The organism is Arsukibacterium sp. UBA3155 (assembly GCA_002364615.1).
Taxonomy (GTDB): domain Bacteria; phylum Pseudomonadota; class Gammaproteobacteria; order Enterobacterales; family Alteromonadaceae; genus Alishewanella.
Window position 1 is genome coordinate 1 of sequence record DEYP01000011.1, and the last position, 20,512, is coordinate 20,512.

At 49.9% G+C, this 20,512-nt stretch carries 22 protein-coding genes; 2 read left to right on the plus strand and 20 right to left on the minus strand.

Going from position 1 to position 20,512, the window contains the following annotated elements:
- On the plus strand, positions 1-689 hold a 689-nt coding region (locus B2X65_RS03125), incomplete at its 5' end, for an integron integrase (RefSeq protein WP_290610607.1).
- Between the two features lie 41 nt (positions 690-730).
- Here the strand turns inward: B2X65_RS03125 and prpF are convergent.
- The 19 genes from prpF to yceD form a co-directional block, all read right to left on the minus strand.
- Positions 731-1,918 carry a 2-methylaconitate cis-trans isomerase PrpF gene (gene prpF / locus B2X65_RS03130; RefSeq protein ID WP_290610608.1) on the minus strand — a complete coding sequence of 396 codons (1,188 nt, stop codon included), beginning with the start codon at positions 1,916-1,918 and terminating at the stop codon, positions 731-733.
- 457 nt (positions 1,919-2,375) lie between these two features.
- Positions 2,376-4,976 carry a Fe/S-dependent 2-methylisocitrate dehydratase AcnD gene (gene acnD, locus B2X65_RS03135; RefSeq protein WP_290610609.1) on the minus strand — a complete coding sequence of 867 codons (2,601 nt, stop codon included), beginning with the start codon at positions 4,974-4,976 and terminating at the stop codon, positions 2,376-2,378.
- Positions 4,977-4,981: 5 nt separating this feature from the next.
- Positions 4,982-6,109: a bifunctional 2-methylcitrate synthase/citrate synthase gene (gene prpC / locus B2X65_RS03140; protein WP_290610610.1), complete on the minus strand. Its 1,128-nt coding sequence runs from the start codon at positions 6,107-6,109 to the stop codon at positions 4,982-4,984.
- A 50-nt stretch (positions 6,110-6,159) separates the two neighbouring features.
- Positions 6,160-7,050: a methylisocitrate lyase gene (prpB, locus tag B2X65_RS03145; RefSeq protein ID WP_290610611.1), complete on the minus strand. Its 891-nt coding sequence runs from the start codon at positions 7,048-7,050 to the stop codon at positions 6,160-6,162.
- 1 nt (position 7,051) lies between these two features.
- Positions 7,052-7,735 (minus strand): GntR family transcriptional regulator, encoded by a 684-nt coding sequence (locus B2X65_RS03150; RefSeq protein ID WP_290610613.1) that lies wholly within the window; start codon positions 7,733-7,735, stop codon positions 7,052-7,054.
- Positions 7,736-8,317: 582 nt separating this feature from the next.
- A complete protein-coding gene (locus B2X65_RS03155; protein ID WP_290610614.1) occupies positions 8,318-9,100 on the minus strand; it encodes a TatD family hydrolase in 783 nt (260 codons plus the stop codon).
- 20 nt (positions 9,101-9,120) lie between these two features.
- The gene (locus tag B2X65_RS03160; RefSeq protein WP_290610616.1) at positions 9,121-9,447 is read right to left on the minus strand and encodes a PilZ domain-containing protein; all 327 of its coding nucleotides are present in this window, start codon (positions 9,445-9,447) and stop codon (positions 9,121-9,123) included.
- On the minus strand, positions 9,435-10,358 hold the full coding sequence (holB, locus tag B2X65_RS03165) for a DNA polymerase III subunit delta' (protein ID WP_290610618.1): 924 nt from the start codon (positions 10,356-10,358) through the stop codon (positions 9,435-9,437). Before holB ends, B2X65_RS03160 begins: the two co-directional genes overlap by 13 nt.
- Positions 10,351-10,995 carry a dTMP kinase gene (tmk, locus tag B2X65_RS03170; RefSeq protein ID WP_290610620.1) on the minus strand — a complete coding sequence of 215 codons (645 nt, stop codon included), beginning with the start codon at positions 10,993-10,995 and terminating at the stop codon, positions 10,351-10,353. The genes holB and tmk overlap by 8 nt, the downstream gene beginning before the upstream one ends.
- Positions 10,985-12,001, minus strand: a complete 1,017-nt coding sequence (gene mltG / locus B2X65_RS03175) for an endolytic transglycosylase MltG (RefSeq protein ID WP_290610621.1) — start codon at positions 11,999-12,001, stop codon at positions 10,985-10,987. Before mltG ends, tmk begins: the two co-directional genes overlap by 11 nt.
- On the minus strand, positions 11,995-12,789 hold the full coding sequence (gene pabC, locus B2X65_RS03180; protein ID WP_290610622.1) for an aminodeoxychorismate lyase: 795 nt from the start codon (positions 12,787-12,789) through the stop codon (positions 11,995-11,997). The genes mltG and pabC overlap by 7 nt, the downstream gene beginning before the upstream one ends.
- A gap of 97 nt (positions 12,790-12,886) precedes the next feature.
- Positions 12,887-14,125, minus strand: coding sequence for a beta-ketoacyl-ACP synthase II (gene fabF, locus B2X65_RS03185; protein ID WP_290610623.1), 1,239 nt, complete (start codon positions 14,123-14,125; stop codon positions 12,887-12,889).
- Between the two features lie 80 nt (positions 14,126-14,205).
- Positions 14,206-14,442: an acyl carrier protein gene (gene acpP, locus B2X65_RS03190; protein ID WP_027670184.1), complete on the minus strand. Its 237-nt coding sequence runs from the start codon at positions 14,440-14,442 to the stop codon at positions 14,206-14,208.
- A 127-nt stretch (positions 14,443-14,569) separates the two neighbouring features.
- The gene (fabG, locus tag B2X65_RS03195) at positions 14,570-15,316 is read right to left on the minus strand and encodes a 3-oxoacyl-ACP reductase FabG (protein WP_290610626.1); all 747 of its coding nucleotides are present in this window, start codon (positions 15,314-15,316) and stop codon (positions 14,570-14,572) included.
- Positions 15,317-15,318: 2 nt separating this feature from the next.
- On the minus strand, positions 15,319-16,260 hold the full coding sequence (gene fabD, locus B2X65_RS03200; protein ID WP_290610627.1) for an ACP S-malonyltransferase: 942 nt from the start codon (positions 16,258-16,260) through the stop codon (positions 15,319-15,321).
- A gap of 47 nt (positions 16,261-16,307) precedes the next feature.
- The gene (locus B2X65_RS03205) at positions 16,308-17,267 is read right to left on the minus strand and encodes a beta-ketoacyl-ACP synthase III (protein ID WP_290610628.1); all 960 of its coding nucleotides are present in this window, start codon (positions 17,265-17,267) and stop codon (positions 16,308-16,310) included.
- A 6-nt stretch (positions 17,268-17,273) separates the two neighbouring features.
- A complete protein-coding gene (gene plsX / locus B2X65_RS03210; RefSeq protein WP_290610629.1) occupies positions 17,274-18,314 on the minus strand; it encodes a phosphate acyltransferase PlsX in 1,041 nt (346 codons plus the stop codon).
- A gap of 6 nt (positions 18,315-18,320) precedes the next feature.
- A complete protein-coding gene (rpmF, locus tag B2X65_RS03215) occupies positions 18,321-18,485 on the minus strand; it encodes a 50S ribosomal protein L32 (protein WP_019675618.1) in 165 nt (54 codons plus the stop codon).
- 15 nt (positions 18,486-18,500) lie between these two features.
- Positions 18,501-19,028 (minus strand): 23S rRNA accumulation protein YceD, encoded by a 528-nt coding sequence (yceD, locus tag B2X65_RS03220; protein WP_290610631.1) that lies wholly within the window; start codon positions 19,026-19,028, stop codon positions 18,501-18,503.
- 148 nt (positions 19,029-19,176) lie between these two features.
- Between yceD and B2X65_RS03225 the strand changes: the two genes are divergently transcribed.
- A complete protein-coding gene (locus tag B2X65_RS03225; protein WP_290610632.1) occupies positions 19,177-19,782 on the plus strand; it encodes a Maf family protein in 606 nt (201 codons plus the stop codon).
- Between the two features lie 54 nt (positions 19,783-19,836).
- Here the strand turns inward: B2X65_RS03225 and B2X65_RS03230 are convergent, their stop codons facing one another.
- Positions 19,837-20,511, minus strand: a complete 675-nt coding sequence (locus tag B2X65_RS03230) for an HAD-IA family hydrolase (RefSeq protein ID WP_290610633.1) — start codon at positions 20,509-20,511, stop codon at positions 19,837-19,839.
- Position 20,512: the final 1 nt, after the last annotated feature.

Sequence of the window (20,512 nt, forward strand, 5' to 3'; positions counted from 1 at the left end):
GCCAATTTTACTTGACCACTACAAAGTTACCCATTGTATTAACCAGAACCGAAATACAGCAACTTCTATTAGTAATAGATCCTAAATATAAACTGATTGCCCAACTTTTGTATGGTAGCGGTTTACGTCTGATGGAAGCGGTTCGATTGCGGGTGCAAGACATTGATTTTGACTATCTGTCAGTAATGGTGTGGCAGGGAAAAGGTAATAAGAACCGTCGGGTGACGCTCGCAGCAGAGCTGATTCCTGACTTACATATACAAATTCATCACGTTGAACAGTACTTTCAGGCTGACTTCTATAACCCACACTATGCCGGCGTATGGTTGCCATATGCTCTCGCCCGAAAATACCCGGCAGCGCCTAAAGAAATGGGCTGGCAGTATTTATTTCCATCCGGCAAGTTAAGTGTTGATCCAGAATCTAAACTGCTGCGGCGTCATCATATAGATGAAACAACTGTCCGGCGAGCAGTTAAATTGGCGGCTCGACAGGCTAAAATTAAGAAAAATGTAACTTGCCATACTTTGCGCCATAGTTTTGCCACGCATTTACTGGAAGCAGGTGCCGATATTCGCACGGTTCAAGAGCAACTTGGCCATACCGACGTTAAAACTACTCAGATTTATACGCATGTTTTAAAACAAGGTGCCAGTGGCGTGAGAAACCCGTTATCGCAGTTGCTATAAAAAAGGGCGCCGCAGCGCCCTATTCATGAGTTAATCTCTGATTAGAAGCAATCACCTGGCACTCTCACGGTGCCTTCCATTAACACCCGCGCGCTGCGGCTCATAATGGCTTTGGTTACGGTCCACTCGCCATCAATTTTTTCAGCAGCAGCACCAACTTTTAACGTGCCCGACGGGTGGCCAAAGCGCACTGCTTCGCGAGCAGTACCACCTGCCGCCAGGTTAACTAACGTACCGGGAATAGCAGCAGCAGTGCCAATGGCCACCGCGGCAGTGCCCATCATGGCGTGGTGCAATTTACCCATGGATAACGCCCGAACCAGCAGGTCGATATCTGTCGCCCCCACTTCTTTACCACTTGACGATACATACTGCTGAGGTGGCGCAACAAAGGCGACTTTAGGCGTGTGCTGACGTACCGTAGCTTGCTCTACTTCGTTAATTAAGCCCATTTTCAGTGCACCGTAGGCGCGAATGGTTTCAAAACGTTGTAAGGCTGCCGCATCACTGTTAATAGCATCCTGTAATTCAGTGCCGGTGTAGCCAATATCTGCCGCATTAACAAAGATGGTTGGAATGCCGGCATTTATCAGAGTGGCTTTAATGCTGCCAATACCGGGGACCTCCAGCTCGTCGACCACGTTACCGGTGGGGAACATGGCACCACCCCCCTCGCCTGCGTCTGCCGCCGGATTTACAAATTCAATTTCTACTTCTGCCGCGGCAAAGGTAACACCGTCCAGCACAAAGTCGCCGGTTTCCTGCACTTCGCCATTAGTAACAGGCACGTGGGCAATAATGGTTTTACCAATATTGCCCTGCCAGATCCGCACGGTACAAATACCATTTTGTGGAATGCGATCTTTGGCAACCAGGCCGTTGCTAATAGCAAATGAGCCCACCGCAGCACTTAAATTACCGCAGTTACCACTCCAGTCGATAAAGGGTTTATCGATTGCTATCTGGCCGAAAATATAATGCACATCGTGATCGGCCTTACTGCTCTTACTTAAAATAACCGCTTTGCTGGTGCTAGATGTGGCGCCGCCCATACCATCGGTATGTTTGCCGTAAGGATCGGGACTGCCGATAACCCGCAACAATAGTTTGTCGCGGGCTGAGCCCGGCTTCTGCGCCGCTTCTGGTAAATCGTCGAGTTTAAAAAATACACCTTTACTGGTGCCGCCACGCATGTAGGTGGCTGGAATTTTAATTTGTGGTCTGGTCATAGTTGTTACCCCAAAAATAAATCAAAAAATTTGTGTGGAGTACGAGCCGACAATCTCTTTCTGCACTATTAGTTAATCTGTTAAGTCCGAGCCGACAACCCTATTTTGCTTGCCGCAGCAACTCCCGAACGCTTGCGCGTTCGTTCAGACACTCTGCGGCAACAAAACAGGCCATCGACTCTCCCTTGTCAAATTCGAAGTTTGCATCTCTCGACATTGTTGCTGTTACAAGTAGATATCAGCTCAACTTCACGGCAAAGATTAGAACCTCTGAAATGTTGTCACAGAGTGTCTGAGTCCTGCCGCAGGCAAAGGACGACAAATTCGTCAGGAACGAATTTGAACAGCCTTCGGCTGGCCTCTGGCGCAGGACAGGAAAGTCCTGCGTACTTGCTGTGACAAGCAGTTCAGAGCGTTGTAATCGCAGCCATTACTGCATACTTTTTTGAAACGCCAGTTAAACTGCACCTTGCAAAAAGTCCTGCGCGAAGCGCTGCAACACACCGCCTGCTTCATATATCGACAGCTCTTCTGCGGTATCCAGCCTACACGTCATCGGCACTTCAAGCGTTTCGCCGTTTTTACGGTGAATAACCAAAGTGAGCTCGGCCCGGGGCTTGCGCTCACCCTTAACATCGTAGGTTTCAGTGCCATCCAGGCCCAGCGTTTGCCGGGTGGTGCCGGGTTTAAACTCCAGCGGCAATACGCCCATACCAATTAAATTAGTACGGTGAATGCGCTCGAAGCCCTCAGCAGCAATCGCTTCAACGCCCGCCAACCGAACGCCTTTGGCCGCCCAATCGCGTGACGATCCCTGACCATAATCGGCACCGGCCACGATAATTAGCGGTTGCTTGCGCTTCATGTACGTTTCAATGGCTTCCCACATCCGTACCACGTTACCTTCAGGCTCTAACCGGGTTAACGAGCCTTGTTTTACCTTGCCATCGACCACTGCCATTTCATTTATCAGCTTCGGGTTAGCGAAGGTGGCCCGCTGCGCGGTTAAGTGATCCCCGCGGTGGGTGGCATAAGAGTTAAAGTCTTCTTCCGGTAAGCCCATTTTATGCAGGTATTCACCCGCTGCACTGTCCAGCATAATGGCGTTAGACGGCGATAAATGGTCGGTAGTAATGTTATCACCAAGTACCGCTAAAGGCCGCATACCGGTTAAGCTGCGCTCGCCGGCAATGGCACCCTCGCCTTCGGTTTCCCAGTATGGTGGCCGGCGAATGTAGGTGCTTTGTGGCCGCCAGTCGTACAACGGGCTTATTTGCTCACCGAAATCGACTGCGACATTAAACATTGGCTCATATACCCGTCTGAATTGCTCAGGTTTAACGCTTTTAGCCACCATGGCGTCGATTTCTGCATCATCCGGCCAGATATCTTTTAAGGTAATGCCATTACCTTTGTCGTCATAACCCAGAATATCTTTCTCGATATCAAACCGAATAGTACCAGCAATGGCATAGGCCACCACTAATGCCGGTGAGGCTAAAAACGCCTGCTTGGCATAAGGGTGAATGCGCCCATCGAAGTTACGGTTACCCGATAGCACGGCGGTGGCGTATAAATCACGCTCAATCACTTCCTGCTGAATAACCGGGTCGAGCGCGCCGCTCATACCGTTACAGGTTGTACAGGCAAAGCCAACGATACCAAAACCCAGTTGCTCCAGTTCAGGCAAAAGCGCCCCTTCTTCCAGATACAACTGCACCGCTTTAGACCCGGGCGCCAGTGAGGTTTTCACCCATGGTTTGCGCGTTAAGCCTTTGGCATTGGCGTTACGGGCTAACAAACCGGCAGCAATAACATTGCGCGGGTTTGAGGTGTTGGTACAGCTGGTAATGGCGGCGATAATAACCGCGCCATCGGGCATTTTGCCCTCTTCCAACTCGTATTTACCGGCAATTCCCCGCGCTGCTAAATCACTGGTTGCCAGGCGCGCATGCGGGTTAGATGGCCCGGCCATGGTGCGGCCAACGCTGGATAAATCGAACTTAAGCACCCGCTCGTATTGCGCAGTCTCTAAACTATCTGCCCATAAACCGGCAGTTTTGGCGTAGGTTTCAACCAGCTGTACTTGTTTGGCGTCACGGCCGGTTAAGGTTAAATAATCCAGCGTTTGCTGGTCGATGTAAAACATCGCCGCAGTAGCGCCGTATTCTGGTGTCATGTTAGAGATGGTCGCCCGATCGCCTAAACTTAAGCTGTTAGCACCCTCGCCATAAAACTCCAGATAACTGGATACCACTTTTTGCTTGCGCAAAAACTCGGTGAGTGCCAGCACAATATCGGTTGCCATAATGCCGGGTTGGGCTTTGCCGGTAAGCTCTACGCCAATAATATCTGGCAGGCGCATCCAGCTGGCACGCCCGAGCATCACGCTTTCAGCTTCTAAACCACCCACCCCAATGGCAATAACACCCAATGCATCAACATGCGGGGTATGGCTGTCGGTTCCCACTAAGGTATCAGGGAAGGCGACACCGTCGAGGGCGTGCACTACCGGCGACATCCGCTCTAAGTTAATCTGGTGCATAATGCCGTTACCCGGCGGTATTACATCAACATTTTTAAAGGCTTTTTTAGTCCAGTTAATAAAGTGAAACCGATCGTCGTTGCGCCGATCTTCAATACTGCGGTTTTTTTCAAACGCGTCTTTCTCAAAACCAGCATGCTCTACCGCTAAGGAGTGGTCGACAATAAGCTGGGTTGGTACCACCGGGTTTACCTTGGCCGGATCGCCGCCTTGCTCGGCAATTGCATCGCGCAGGCCTGCTAAATCTACCAAAGCAGTCTGGCCTAAAATATCGTGGCAGACGACTCGCGCCGGATACCACGGGAAATCCAGATCGTTTTTGCGATAAATAAACTGCTTTAACGAGTCCGTTAACATCGCAGGATCGCAGCGGCGTACCAGGTTTTCGGCAAATACCCGCGAGGTATAGGGCAATTTGGCATAGGCGCCGGGTTCAATGGCATCTACCGCAGCCTGAGTATCAAAATACTCAAGCGTTGTGCCAGGCAATTTTTTACGAAAGTCGTTATTCATTGCTATTACCGTTCATTAATTGGTTTAACGCTGCGCGGCTCTACGCCAACATAGTCGGCACTTGGCCGGATGATGCGGTTATCCGCGCGCTGTTCCATGACGTGTGCGGCCCAGCCAGTTAAGCGGCTGCAAACAAAAATTGGTGTAAACAGCTTGGTGGGAATACCCATATAGTTGTATGCAGAGGCATGGAAAAAATCGGCATTACAAAACAGTTTTTTCTCGCGCCACATTACCGCTTCACAACGCTCAGATACGTCATATAAACGGGTATCACCATTGGCCTTGGCTAATTTTTCTGACCAGGCTTTGATCACTGCATTACGTGGATCAGACTCGGAATACACCGCATGCCCAAACCCCATAATTTTTTCTTTGCGCTGTAGCATGCCAAGCAGTTTTTGTTCGGCATCATCGGCGCTTTGCATATTTTCAATCAGTTCCATTGCGGCTTCGTTGGCGCCACCATGCAGCGGCCCCCGCAAAGAACCAATCGCGCCGGTCACACACGAATGCATATCACTAAGGGTAGAGGCACAAACCCTGGCGGTAAAGGTAGAAGCGTTAAACTCGTGCTCTGCATATAAAATCAGTGACGACTCCATCACCTGAGTGTGCAACGCCGTTGGTTTTTCGCCATGCAAGGTCCATAAAAACTGCTCTGCGGTTGAATTAGCGTCGGTTTCCACTTCAATTTTTTTGTTATGGTGACTGTAGTTGTACCAGTAGTTCACCATGCCCGGAAACACCGCCAGCATCCGATCAGTTACATCATCTTGCTCGCCAAAATTCTGCTCTGTCTCCAGATTACCCAGCATAGAGCAGCCGGTGCGCATCACGTCCATCGGGTGAGCCGATGCCGGAATGCGCTCTAGCACGTCTTTTAGTGCTTGTGGCAGCGCACGCATTTTTTTAAGCTTAGTTTTGTACTGCGCCAGCTCACTTTTATTAGGCAGCTCGCCTTTTAAAATTAAAAACGCCACTTCGTCAAACTCACAGTTTGCCGCTAAATCTTTTACATCATAACCGCGATAGGTTAGACCTGAACCGGTTTTACCCACGGTTGATAACGCCGTTTTACCGGCAACCTGGCCGCGCAAACCTGCGCCTGATAACTGTTTTGCATTTGGCATTTTCTACTCCAATTCTTTGCTAATTAATCTGTTAACGCGCTACTGCTGGCTTACTTGTTTTTGCCGTCGGTAAACAGCGCATCAAGTTTTTGCTCAAAGCTGTGATAATTTAAAAAGTCATATAATTCAGCACGGGTTTGCATGGTTTCTACCACTGCTTTCTGATCGCCATTGTCCAGAATAGACTGATAGACATTTAACGCCGCTTTATTCATAGCCCGAAACGCACTTAGCGGGTACAGCACCATAGCTACGCCAACGCTGGCTAACTCGGCTTTATTAAACAGCGGGGTCTGGCCGAACTCGGTAATATTTGCCAGTACCGGTATTTTTAATGCCTTGGTAAATGCCTGATATTGTTCCAGGGTATGCACGGCTTCTGCAAATATGGCATCCGCTCCGGCGGCCTCACAAGCCAGGGCTCGTTCCAGCGCCGCATCAATACCTTGTTGGGCTAAGGCGTCAGTGCGGGCCATGATAAAAAAGTTTTCGTCATCACGGGCATCGACACTGGCTTTAACCCGGTCGACCATTTCATTCAGACTGACAATTTCTTTATTCGGACGGTGACCGCAACGCTTTTGTGCGACCTGATCTTCTATATGAAAACCTGCTGCGCCCGCCCGGCTCATTTCCTTAACGGTGCGGGCTATGTTAAAGGCACCGCCCCACCCCGTATCGGCATCTACTAATAACGGTACACTGGTGGCTGAGGTGATCCGTCTGATGTCTTCACATACATCGTTTAACGATGTCATCCCTAAGTCTGGCAAACCAAAGGAGGCGTTGGCCACCCCTGCCCCAGAGAGGTAAATAGCCTGATGACCAGTACGCTCGGCCATCATTGCGGTATAGGCGTTAATGGTGCCGACAATTTGTAACGGTTGATTAGCAGTAATAGCCGCGCGAAACTTAGCGCCGGCAGAAAGTGTGTTAGCCATATCAGGTTCCCATTTGTTCAAGTTGTTGTTCAATGTTACGCCGCGATGCTGCAATATGGCGGCGCATTAGTAAGTCAGCCAGCTCACCGTCACGGTTGGCAATGGCATTAATAATAGCTTTATGTTCATCAAAAGCACGGGACACCCGTGGCCCGTTCATACCAAGTTGTACCCGGTACATTCTGACAAGGTAGTACAGCTCGTCACATAAAATATTAATTAAATAACTGTTTTTGCTTCCCAGGATCACCCGGTAATGAAAATCCAGATCACCGGCTTCCTGATAATAACTTTCGCCTTCCCGTACCCGCTGCGATGATAAATGCTGATCCAGCAATTGGCGCACTTCGGTTATCTCCGCGTCGGTCATGTGCTCAGCCGCCAGCTTGCACGCCAGCCCTTCCAGGTTTTCGCGTAACTGATAAAGCGCCAATAAACCGTTTGTCGACAATCTCACCACTCTGGCACCGGCATTAGGAATGCGTTCAATTAAATGACAACGCTCCAGCCGCGCCAGTGCTTCGCGCAGCGGTGCCCGGCTTAAATCAAAGCGACGGGCCAGCTCGGGTTCACTTATTTTGCTGCCAGGCGCAATATCACCCTCGACTATGGCACGCTGTATTTCCAGTAAAACCCGGTCGGCTGCAGTAACAGGTTGTCGCAAAGCAGGATGAGGTTGATGCATAAATTGTCGACACAAATAATTAATAGTGTCTTTTTAAGCTTGTTATGCGGCTATGTCAAGACGAAACGAGATAGATTGTCGACAATGTACGCCTAAAGTCGTAGAGACCACGGAGCTGTGGATTAAGGGGGAATTTAAATTGGCTGGATTCGGTTACGACTTTATAAATTATTTTTTAGACTTTATTTTCATTAAATAAATAACCTTTATGCCAAGCGCTTATAACGAAAGTCTGCACCCATTTAAGGACAAAGGCTGCCACGGTGCGATGCAGCGGCTAAAGTCGGGGGATAAGCTGGGCATAACCTGAGCACAAACGGTGGGTAACTTTGCGGACAGTAGCAAATAATCGGCAATGGCTAACAGGAAAAAGTGAATTAGCTTTACTACACTTTGCCTTACCTTATTTGCAACAGTTTTTCGATAGCGCACGGCTCATTCCCTATGAGCCATTCCCCTAGGCCCAGAACAATTCGGATTGGTTCTGGGCTTCTTTTATCTGCAATACTTGCTGCTTATCAGGCCAAACAATTCAGAAAACCCATTAAATAACAAAGACATATTTAAACGCAACAGGCGCCGTCACGCGGCCCTGTTGCATAACGTAAACAAGCGATAAAAGTTCTCGGTGGTTTGCTCAGCCAGACTATCGACACTGATCCCGCGCAACTCGCTAATTGCTTCTGCCACCGCGGTGACATAAGCTGGCTGGTTGGTTTTGCCACGAAACGGTACCGGTGCCAGATAAGGCGAGTCGGTTTCAATTAGCAGCCGGTCAAGTGGCAGCTTTTTAACCACAGAGCGAAGCTCATCCGCATTACGAAATGTCATGATGCCGGAAATAGAAATGTAAAAACCCAGGTCCAGAGCGGCTCTGGCCATCTCGTAGCTTTCAGTAAAGCAATGTAACACCCCACCGGCCTGATCGCCCTGGTGCGACTTTAATAAGGCAATGGTGTCGCTGCGGGCATCCCGGGTATGAATGATCAGCGGCTTTTTCACCTCGCGGGCAACCTCGATATGACTTACAAACGCCTGTTGCTGCGCCAGTTTTGACTCGGGCGCATAAAAGTAGTCTAGGCCGGTTTCACCGACAGCAACCACCTTAGCTGACTGACATAACGTCAGTAACTGCTCGGGGTCAACTGTCCCGGTCTGATGCAACGGATGCTCACCGCAAGATACCGATACCTGCGGATAGGCGGCTACTGTAGCGGCCATCTCAGAAAATTCTGCAAGACTGACCGACACACACAGCATATGCTCAATGCGTTGCGCCAGCGCAGCATCAATAACCTGCTCCAGGCTCATGCCAAGTTTATCCAGCTCTAACCTGTCCAGGTGACAATGTGAATCTACAAACAAAACAACCTCTTACAAAATAATTACATGGTATACGTAGGGTCGGTGCTGTTTTGCATACCGCCGATCAGCTTCTCAATTTTACCGGATAAGTTAGATTTATCATCGATAAAAGCCACGCCGATCCCGGCAGGATTAGCGCTTTGCGAACCATGTGGCGCCACCCAGGCCACCTTGCCGGTAACCACCATCGGCTCCAGTGCATCAGGCAACGTGACACTGAGTGCCAATGACTGGCCCATTTTGTATTGCCGGGCCGAGCGAACAAATAACCCACCATTTTTAAAAAAGGGCATGTAGCAGCGGTATAACTCTTTGTTATCGCTAAAGCCCAGGGTCAGCTCTTCCATTTCATCTCCTGATGTTGCAACAAGGGTTTTAATTCAGTCAGTAAGCCGGATAAGGCTAAGGCGCTATTTTGCCCTATTATCCGGGTGGCGTCACGACACCAACGCTGATAAGCCGTCAATACCGCTTGCTGGCGCAAAAAGTCTGCCGGCCGAGCCAGCCGTTGCCGCAAATAAAACCCCAGCAACCCGCTTAACTCTGCTTTGCCATCAAGCTGTTTTACCAGAGCAGTCAGCTGTAGCTTGCCACTAAAATAGTCTTCCAGCAATGCCAGCACCTCGGTAAGACTAGTGGCCTGCTCGCTTTTCAGCATGCTAAGTGCTTTTAGCGGAGCGCCCTGACAATAGTCGAGCAAAAACGGCGGCATTGGCGTGTTACTTTGCGCATTAAGCCATTGGCTCAGCGTAGCTTTGCTGCCTGCATGTAATTGCCATTGCTGGCAACGGCTGCGAATAGTAGCCGATAACTGCGGATAATTACTGCTTACCAGAATAATAAAACAACCCGCAGGGGGTTCCTCTAATGTCTTTAACAAGGCATTAGCAGCCGCTTCGGTCATCGTATCTGCCGCAGGTATAATAACTACCTTGTAACCCTGCTGCTGCGCTGCACCGTAGGTAAATTGATTAAGCTGGCGTATGGCGTCAACCCCGATATGCTGTGTTTCCGTTTGCAACACCAATAAATCTGCATGATTACCCGCCAGACGCAGCAAGCAACTTTTACAGGTATCACAAGCACCGTCAGGCTGGCGGTTTTTGCATAACAGTAAGGCGGCCAGTGCCCTGGCCAGGGCGTCTTTGCCTATACCGGCTGCCCCGGTTAGCACCAGCGCATGAGCCAGCTGCCCTTTGCTGGTCAGCGCCTGCATTTGGTTAAACTGGGGTAACAACCAGGGATACAGCTCAGTCATCTGAGTGGCCGGCAAAATGGCTTTGTAATGCCTCAGTTATCGCTTGCTGCACTTGCGCCAGCGGTTGACTGGCATCAATGGTAATAATGTCCGGTTCGGTGGCGGCTATTTGCCGGTATTTTTGCCGGGTTCTGACAAAAAAAGTCAGTTGCTCCTGCTCTATCCGGTCCAGTTCACCACGGGCCGCAGCGCGGCTTAACCCCACTGCCGGATCGATATCCAGGTACAGGGTCAGATCCGGCCGGGTATTACCTAAAACTGTACTTCGCAGATTATTAATAAGCTGCTCATCTAACTGCCGCCCCCCGCCCTGATAGGCACGGGACGACATATCATGCCGGTCTGCCAGCACCCAGTCACCGCGGCTAAGCGCCGGTCGGATAACATTGCTAAGCAGTTGCACCCGGGCCGCGTACATTAGCAGCAATTCGGTTTGTGGCGCGAGTATCTCAGTGTTATCAACCTGTTTGACCAGGGTACGAAGCTTTTCAGCCAGCGGCGTACCACCGGGTTCGCGGGTGCAGACTACGGTTAGCTGACGTTGCTGCAACCAACGGCGGATCGTTGCTATCGCGCTACTTTTACCTGCGCCTTCCAACCCCTCCACTACAATAAACCTGCCGGGCTTAGTCATCATTTTTCCCCAAAATATACTTCCTTACTGCCGCATTGTGTTGCTCCAGGGTTACTGAAAACACATGAGAGCCATCACCACGACTGACAAAATAAAAATAGTCACTGTTATCAGGTTGTGCTGCCGCCTGTAACGCGCTGGCACCGACCAGCGAAATAGGCCCTGGTGGTAAGCCATGATGACGGTAGGTATTATACGGGTGTGGATTACGCAAATCAGCATAGGTAATACGGCCACTGTAGTTAGTTAAACCATAAATTACCGTGGGATCGGTTTGCAGCCGCATATTGCGGTGTAACCGATTAACAAATACGGAACTTACCAGTGATTTTTCAGCCAGCAAACCGCTTTCTTTTTCGATTAACGACGCCATGATCAGTAACTGATAGCGATTTTGCAGCGGCAGCTCGCCCTGTCGCTGCTGCCAGGCGTCATCAAGCTGGCGCAGCAATGCTTGCTGTGCCCGTTTAACCAGTGCACTGGCCGCGCTGTTTGCCGTGTAAAAATAGGTGTCAGCAAACAACAGGCCTTCAGGATGCTGTGGGGGGGCTCCCCAGTCGGCTGGCCAGCTTATTAACTCAAGCATTTGCTCTGTGCTGTTAAGATCCTGCTGCAAATACTCTGCGCCTTGCAACCGCAGCAGCGCCTGTTGCGCCGTCTCACCCTCGATAAATGTCAAACTGAACTGAGCTACTTCGCCACTGGCAAATAAACGCAACAACGATAATAACGTGGCGCTCTTAGGGTTACGGTAGGTGCCCTGACGTAACTGAGCCAGCTCAGGCTGCCATTTTAAGTACAAGCGCAACAAGTAACAATCGTAGGGTTTCAGCTGGCCTTCTGCCAGCCATTGTTGGCACAGGCCGCGGGCACTGCTGCCCGCTTGCAGGTTAAAGTAAGGTTCAGCCAGTGCAACAGGCCGTTGCTGCAGCTGGCTAACCCCCAGGCGTAGCAACAATGCCAACGCCACTGTGGCGATTAACAACAGCAATAATAATTTTTTCAACATAACAGCTCACTACACCAGGTTTTGGCCAGCACCAGGTCAAGCGGCTGATTATTGTATGATTGCACCGGCACGCCCCCCATCAGCGCATTAGTGAGCACCATAGCATCAACGTTTTTCAGCTCACTGAGCCGCCAGTTGACTTGTTCAATGTCGGGATGGCGGCTTAGCAGGTGGCTACGCATGACACCGGCAACACCGGCCCGGCTAAGCTCTGGCGTATACCAGCGGCCGGCTCGATGCAAAAATAAGTTTGCCGCAATCGCCTCTGTGACATATCCCTGCTGATCGCAGACCAGCAAATCGTCAACACCACGGCTAATGGCTTGTTGCTTTAATAATACCTGTTCCAGACGGTTACAATGTTTCAGTCCGGCTAGCAGCGGCTGCACAGCAAGCTGCAGTTCTGCCAGTGCCAGCGTTACGCCCTGTTGCTGCCAGCGGCTGTAATCCGGCAAATTACTGATACTAATGTAGACACTGGCCGGCGCAATGCCAGCCGGGCTGTAGCCGCGCTGACCCGAGCCACGTGAGAGTTGAATTTTTAATACCGCGTTATTTGCTTGCGCTGTCGCGATAGCGTCAATAACCGCATTGCTGATAAGGTTCCAGTCTGCAATGTCAATCGCCAACTGCGCCGCAGTGTGTTGTAAGCGAGCCAGATGTAATGGCCATAGCTCTGGCACCCCGCCGGTCACCCGCACGGTACTGAAAAAGCCATCACCGTATAAAAAGCAGCGATCGTCAGGGCTGATGTCAGAGCTGGTGTTTGGACTGATAATGTTGGTCACGTAGCGATATAACAACCGGTAAATAAAGCGGAGTATGCCTTAATTTGCAGATAAAACAAAGGCTGCCGCGGCAGCCTTTGATGTCGGTAGGTTGCGGTTATATCCGTTTAAACAAGATAGAACCGTTGGTTCCACCAAAACCAAAAGAGTTGCAAAGTGCATACTCCAGCTTAGCCTGGCGGGCCGTATGCGGTACGTAATCCAGATCACAACCGTCACTGGGGTTATCCAGATTAATGGTTGGCGTGACCAACTGATCCTGTAACGACATCACGGTAATAATTGACTCAACCGAGCCGGCTGCGCCTAACAGATGGCCCATCATCGATTTTGATGAGCTGACCATCAGATTTTCCGGTTTAGCACCAAAAATAGATTTAATGGCCATGGTCTCAGCAATATCGCCTGCTGGCGTTGAGGTACCATGTGCATTGATATATTGCACCTGCTCAGGGTTAACCCCGGCATCGTTCAGGGCGTTCTTCATTGACAGCGCAGCACCGGTGCCGCTTTCTGGTGGTGAGGTCATATGATACGCATCGCCACTCATGCCAAAACCCACCAACTCGGCATAAATTTTGGCGCCACGGGCTTTAGCGTGTTCGTATTCTTCGACCACCATTACCCCGGCTCCATCACCCAGCACAAAGCCATCACGGTCTTTATCCCAGGGACGGCTGGCCTGTTCAGGGGCATCGTTACGGGTAGATAAAGCCCTTGCTGCACCAAAGCCACCCATACCCAGTGGTGTAGAAGCTTTTTCTGCACCACCGGCTATCATGGCATCGGCATCGCCGTAAGCAATCATCCGGGCTGCCTGACCAATATTGTGTACGCCAGTGGTACAGGCAGTGACAATACTGATATTCGGTCCCTGCAACCCGAGGTTGATCGACAGATGACCTGCAATCATATTAATAATGGTCGAGGGAACAAAAAACGGTGACAAACGTTTAGGGCCGCTGTTAAGCAGTTTGGTATGGTTTTCTTCAATTAATCCCAGGCCGCCAATGCCAGAACCAATAGCCGCACCAATTCGTGGGGCATTTTGCTCGGTTATTTCCAGTCCTGAGTCACGAAACGCCTGAATACCCGCCGCTACGCCATATTGAATAAATAAGTCCATTTTCTTGGCATCTTTAGCCGGAAAATAAGGCTCAATATCGAAATTTTTAACCAAACCTGCAAATTTTGTAGTGTATGCACTGGTATCGAAATGATCAATAAAACCAATACCACTCTTGGCTTGCTGCATAGCCTGCCAGCTACTGGTTACGTCATTGCCCAGTGGCGTTAACATTCCCAGGCCGGTCACTACCACACGACGTTTTGCCATCGTGTCCTCCGTCTTAGCAAATTATATCTGTCTTGAAACGAAAACGGGTAGCTAAGCTACCCGTTTTACAAGCTTTTCGCTTACTCAGCGTGGGCTTTAATGTAGTCAATCGCCGACTGAACAGTAGTGATTTTCTCAGCTTCTTCGTCAGGGATTTCAGTATCGAATTCTTCTTCCAGCGCCATTACCAGCTCAACAGTATCCAGTGAGTCAGCACCTAAATCGTCCACAAAAGACGCTTCGTTTTTCACTTCGTCTTCTTTAACGCCCAGTTGCTCGATGATAATTTTCTTAACGCGATCTTCGATGTTGCTCATCTTTTCTTCCTTTTTCTCATATAAATCGCAACAATTCGTGCAATTTTGTGTGGCGCTAGTTTATGCGTAAGCTGCAATTGTTGCAAGCATGCTTACCAGCATTTTTTGCTGGTCAAACCTGCTCTGCTTACAGCATATACATCCCGCCGTTAACGTGAATTGTTTCACCGGTAATATAGGCTGCCGGCGCTGAAACTAAAAAAGCCACTGTCGCGGCAATCTCTTCTGGCTGGCCCAGCCGATTGGCAGGCACCTGTGAAAAAATCGCTTCTTTTTGCTCGTCCGACAGCTCTTTCGTCATGTCTGTGTCAATAAAACCCGGCGAAACGGCATTAACCGTAATACCGCGTGATGCCACTTCCCGTGCCAGTGACTTGGTAAAGCCCAGCACCCCGGCTTTCGCCGCAGCATAATTCGTTTGGCCGGCGTTACCCATTGAACCCACAACCGAGCCGATAGTAACAATGCGACCATAACGCTTTTTCATCATGCTACGCAATACCGCTTTGCTTAAACGGAATACCGATGTCAGATTAGTCTGAATAATGTCAAACCACTCGTCATCTTTCATCCGCATTAATAAGTTGTCGCGGGTAATACCTGCATTATTAATCAAAATATCAATTTCGCCAAACTGGTTTTTAATTTCAGATAAACATTGTTCGATAGAGTCGGTGTCAGTCACGTTTAACACCATGCCCTGGCCTTTATCTGCCAGATAAGCTGAAATCGCAGCCGCCCCTTTTTCGGTAGTGGCGGTACCGACAACTTTTGCACCTAACGCGGCTAAGTGTTCAGCAATAGCTTTGCCAATACCCCGGCTGGCACCGGTTACCAGGGCCACTTTGCCCTCTAATGAAAGTAAATTTGTCATAATTATTCCTGTGTAAGCTGAGTTAATGCTGACTGCAGCGACGCCTGATCATACACTGAACTGGTTGTAAGATTTTTATCGATACGTTTTATCAGGCCACTTAGCACCTTACCCGCACCGAGCTCAAGCACAGCCGTAACGCCCTGACTGGCCAACCACTCAATGGTTTCGGTCCAACGTACCGGGCTGTACAGCTGACGTATCAGCGCCTCTTTTACAGCGGCACTGTCGCTAGCAATACTGACATCAACATTATTAATAACAGGTAGTTGCGGGGTGTTAAAATTCAGTGCGGCTAAATCGCTGGCCAACTTTTCTGCAGCAGGGCGCATCAGGGCGCAGTGTGACGGAACACTGACCGGTAATGGTAAAGCACGTTTCGCACCTGCAGCTTTACACAGCTCACCGGCCCGCTCTACCGCAGCTTTATGTCCCGCGATAACCACCTGGCCCGGCGAATTATAATTTACCGGTGCCACTATTTCACCCTGTGCGGCTTCGGCGCAGGCTTTCGTTATGGCCGCATCGTCCAGACCAATAATGGCAGACATACCACCAACGCCGGCCGGCACAGCCTGTTGCATATAGTGCCCACGTTGTTCAACCAGCTTTACTGCCTGGCCAAGACTTAACACGTCAGCACAAACCAGCGCCGAGTATTCACCCAGCGAATGTCCCGCCAGATAAAGCGGTGTATCACCGCCCTGCTGTTGCCATAAACGCCAGATAGCCACGGAGGCTGTTAGTAACGCGGGTTGCGTGCGATGTGTTTCATTTAAATCTGCTTCTGGACCATTAGCCACCAGTGCCCATAAGTCATAACCGAGCGCAGCAGAGGCCTCGGTGAAGGTGTCTTTAACACTGTCGTGCTGATAAAGATCGCCGAGCATACCGACACTTTGTGAACCCTGCCCGGGAAATACGATTGCAAGTTTTTGAGTCATTTTTTGTCCTGCATGTTAAAACGGTAACGATAAACCAGTAACGAAGATCAGTAACGAACCAGCGCAGATGCCCAGGCAAACCCGCCGCCAAAGGCTTCTAACAGTAAGGTCTGGCCACGTTTAATCCGGCCATCCCGAATGGCTTCATCCAGCGCAGTGGGCACCGTCGCCGCAGAGGTATTGCCATAACGATCCAGGTTTATCACAACCTGATCCATCGACATGTCCAGTTTGCGGGCCACCGCCGAGATAATTCGCAGGTTTGCCTGATGCGGTACCAGCCAGTCTATTTCTGATTTATCCATATTATTGGCAGATAGCGTTTGCTCAACCACCTGCGATAACTTGGTCACAGCCACTTTAAACACGTCATTGCCCTTCATGCTGCCCCACGAGGAATGGACTGAGCTTTCGTCACCGCGGATAGGGTTATCGACATATAATAATTCTGAATATTTGCCATCGGCGTGAATATGGGTCGACAGAATACCCGGCTGCTCTGACGCTTCGAGCAATACCGCGCCCGCCGCATCGCCAAATAAAATGACCATTGAACGGTCTTCCGGGCTGATAAGCTGCGATAAACAATCAGAACCGATGACCATAATGCGTTTCGCTATACCGGTTTTAATATACTGATCAGCGACACTTAAGCCATAGCAAAAGCCGGCACAAGCTGCGGCAATATCAAAGGCGGGAATAGCAGGAATGGCTAATTCCCGTTGAATTTCGCAGGCAGCACTGGGTAAAGCTCGCGACGCACTGGTAGTAGCACAGATAATCATATCTATGCTGTTTTTATCTACCCCTGCCGCTTCTATCGCTTTTAACGCAGCCTGCGCGCCCATGGTAGCGACAGACTCATCCGCGCCGATTATCCGCCGCTCTTTTATCCCCGTTCGCTCGATAATCCATTCATCGGTGGTTTCCACCATGGTTTCTAAATCTGAGTTGGTGCGAACTTGTGACGGGAAGTAACTCCCGGTGCCAATAATGCGTGAGTACATGCGAACCTATGCTTTATCAATTAATACGTGTTCCAGCCGATCTTTAATTTTAGCAGGCACCTGGCGTTCAACCTCGCGCACTGCTTGTCGGATGGCACTTAAAAATGCGTCTTTTGTCGCATTTCCGTGACTTTTCACTACAATTCCGCGCAATCCTATCAGACTTGCACCATTATAGTGGTCGGGGTTCACCCCCTGATAAAGACTTTTTATAAAAGGTTTAAACAGCCAGCTTAAAAATTGGGCACTAACCCGTTGCCGTAAACTGGTTTCAAAGCGGCGTAATATCAACTTGGCGACACCTTCACAGGTTTTTAAGGCCACATTACCGACAAAGCCATCACAGACAATAACATCGGCTTTTCCGGAAAAAATATCATCGCCTTCAATATAACCAATGTAGTTAATATCATTGCACTGGGTCAGTAATTGCGATGCCCGCTTAATTTGATCCGAGCCTTTAATCTCTTCTTCACCCATGTTCAGCAGCGCCACTTTCGGATGGTGGATCCCCACCACCTCTTCGGCCATGACTGCGCCCATCACCGCAAATTGAAATAAGGTATCAGCGTCACAATTCACCGTTGCACCTAAATCCAGCATATAAACCGGATTACCCTTACAACTTGGCAGGCCACTGATTAATGCCGGGCGCTCGACACCGTTTAGCATTTTAAGAACATAGTGAGCCATGGCAATCAGTGCGCCGGTATTGCCGGCACTGACGCATGCTTGTACTTCGCCCTGTTCGACTAGATCGAGCGCTCTGCGCATCGAGGATTGGCGTTTGCTGCGCAGAGCAACCGACGGCTTATCGGCCATGCCAACGTCATCGTTACTGGCAACCAGACTCAGTTGAGGGTGAGGAAAACTGTTATGAAAAGCGAGTTGTTGTTGCAACATATCAATGTCGCCACACAACACTAATTGTAACTGGGGGAATTCAGAAATCGCTGCCAGGGCGGCAGCAATAGTAGTATGGGGGCCATGATCGCCCCCCATCATATCTAAAGCAAGTTTAATCTTTAATGGCTGCACCAGGTGCATCCAGACTTACTTTACTTTACGGCCTTTGTAAAAACCATCGGCAGTAATGTGGTGACGACGGTGCGTTTCACCGGTAGTTGAGTCAACTGACAGCGTAGGGCCAGTTAACGCATCGTGTGAACGACGCATGTCACGACGTGCACGAGATTTTTTGTTTTGCTGAACAGCCATGGTATTTCTCCTAAATCACTTTTTTTTCAGTTCTTGCAGTATGGCAAAGGGGTTTGGTTTTTCTGGTTCTGGCCCTATATCTCCGAAACTCATCGCATCAGCGCTGATATTGCAATCTGCTGCATCATGCATCGGAAACAGTGGTAATGCCAGAATAAGTTCATCCTCAACCAACTGCCGTAAATTTATTTCGCCATGCTCGTTGCGAACAATAACATCGTAACGCTCTGGTATTAATGCCAGAGCCGCGTCATCATCACCTTTCACCGGGGTATAAGCAAATTCGCTGTCTAACGCCAGTGTCATGGGCTCGCCACAACGTTCACAACATACGGCAACCTGACATGCCGCCTCGCCGTGTAATACAGCCAGACCCTGCTCATCGGTACCGCATTCAATTCTTACTGCCACTTCACCTTGTTTTTCAACCAGGCTCTCTGTTAACCGGGTTAAGGTTTGCAGCAGCACTATGCCGTCAAACACCGACCGTTTCTGGGCAGCTTTAACCGGATCAAGCGTAACAGGTATTTTCACTTTTTGCATAAGGCGCGCATCATATAGAACCCAACCCCTGCTGTCAAAGGGTTAGCGCAGTTTTTTCAGCTTTTTATTAGCCGTATAAAAACCGCACTTTGAACAACATGCGAGGAGGAGGCATAATAACGTTTTATTGGCCTGCTTTGAGGGTTTTATGAATCACTCTGCGCTTCCCGCGCTGTATCTGGCATCCACCTCGGTGTATCGGCGGCAATTACTGACGAAGTTAACCCCACACTTTACCGCAGTTAAACCCCAAACCGATGAAACGCCCCTTCCTGACGAAGATGCAACGGCACTGGTTCGCCGTCTGGCCAGAGCCAAGGCGCAGGCCGTTGCCGCCACGCTCAGCGAAGGACTGGTAATTGGTTCTGATCAGGTGGCCGTATTCAATGGCCAGATAATTGGCAAGCCACATACCGTGGACAATGCCATCGCCCAGTTAAGCCAGTTCAGTGGCCACAGTGTGACGTTTTTAACCGGCCTGGCCCTGCTCAATGCGGCAACCGGTAAGTGTCAGCTTGTGGTCGAGCCGTTTGCGGTGTGTTTTCGTACCCTTAGCCAGCAGGAGATTGTGTCGTATGTTGAGCGGGAGCAACCGCTGGATTGTGCCGGAAGTTTTAAGAGTGAAGGTTTAGGTATCAGTTTATTCAGTGCGCTACGCGGCGAAGACCCTAACAGCCTGATTGGTCTGCCGCTGATAAAGCTGCTGCAACTGCTGCGCAATGAAGGTGTAAACCTATTAACTGCTGGCTACTAAGCAGCCAGCAATTGAAGCGCAGTACTATATTAATCACAACTATATATGTGAAAACTATATATGTGACAGCAATGAAGGCAAATCGTCAATTATCGCTTTGGGCTGAAACTGGCTCAACACATCAGCGCCATGCACACCATGGGTTACCCCGACTCTTGGCATCGCAATGGCCTGCGCCATTTTCATATCATGGCTGGTGTCTCCGACCATAATAGCATTGGCAGGTTTAATCCCCAGCTGCTGGCTTATTTGCAATAACATATCCGGATGCGGTTTCGACTGTGCCTCATCAGCGCAACGGCTGGTAGCAAAGTAATGGCCAAGACCGGATTCGGCAAACATTCTGTCCAGCCCTTTTCTGGCCTTGCCCGTTGCCACCGCCAGCAACACATTTTGTTCAGCCAGGGTTTTCAGCACCTGCTCAGCACCCTTAAATAACGGGGTCGGAGTAGTGTCGTAAATTGTGTAGTGATCACGGTAATGCTCAAATAGCTGAGTACGCTGCGTGGTATCCGTGTCGGGGAAAAGCACGGCAAATGCCGGGTCCAGGCTTAAACCAATAATTTGCTTAACGGCGTAACTGCTTGGCACGACTAACCCGGTTAAACCGGCAGCAGCCTGCATGGATGATACAATACGGCCAATCGAGTCCATGACGGTGCCGTCCCAGTCAAAAATGACTAAATTGACGTCTGTCATGCTACTTTCTAAGTTACTGCTCTGTACCATA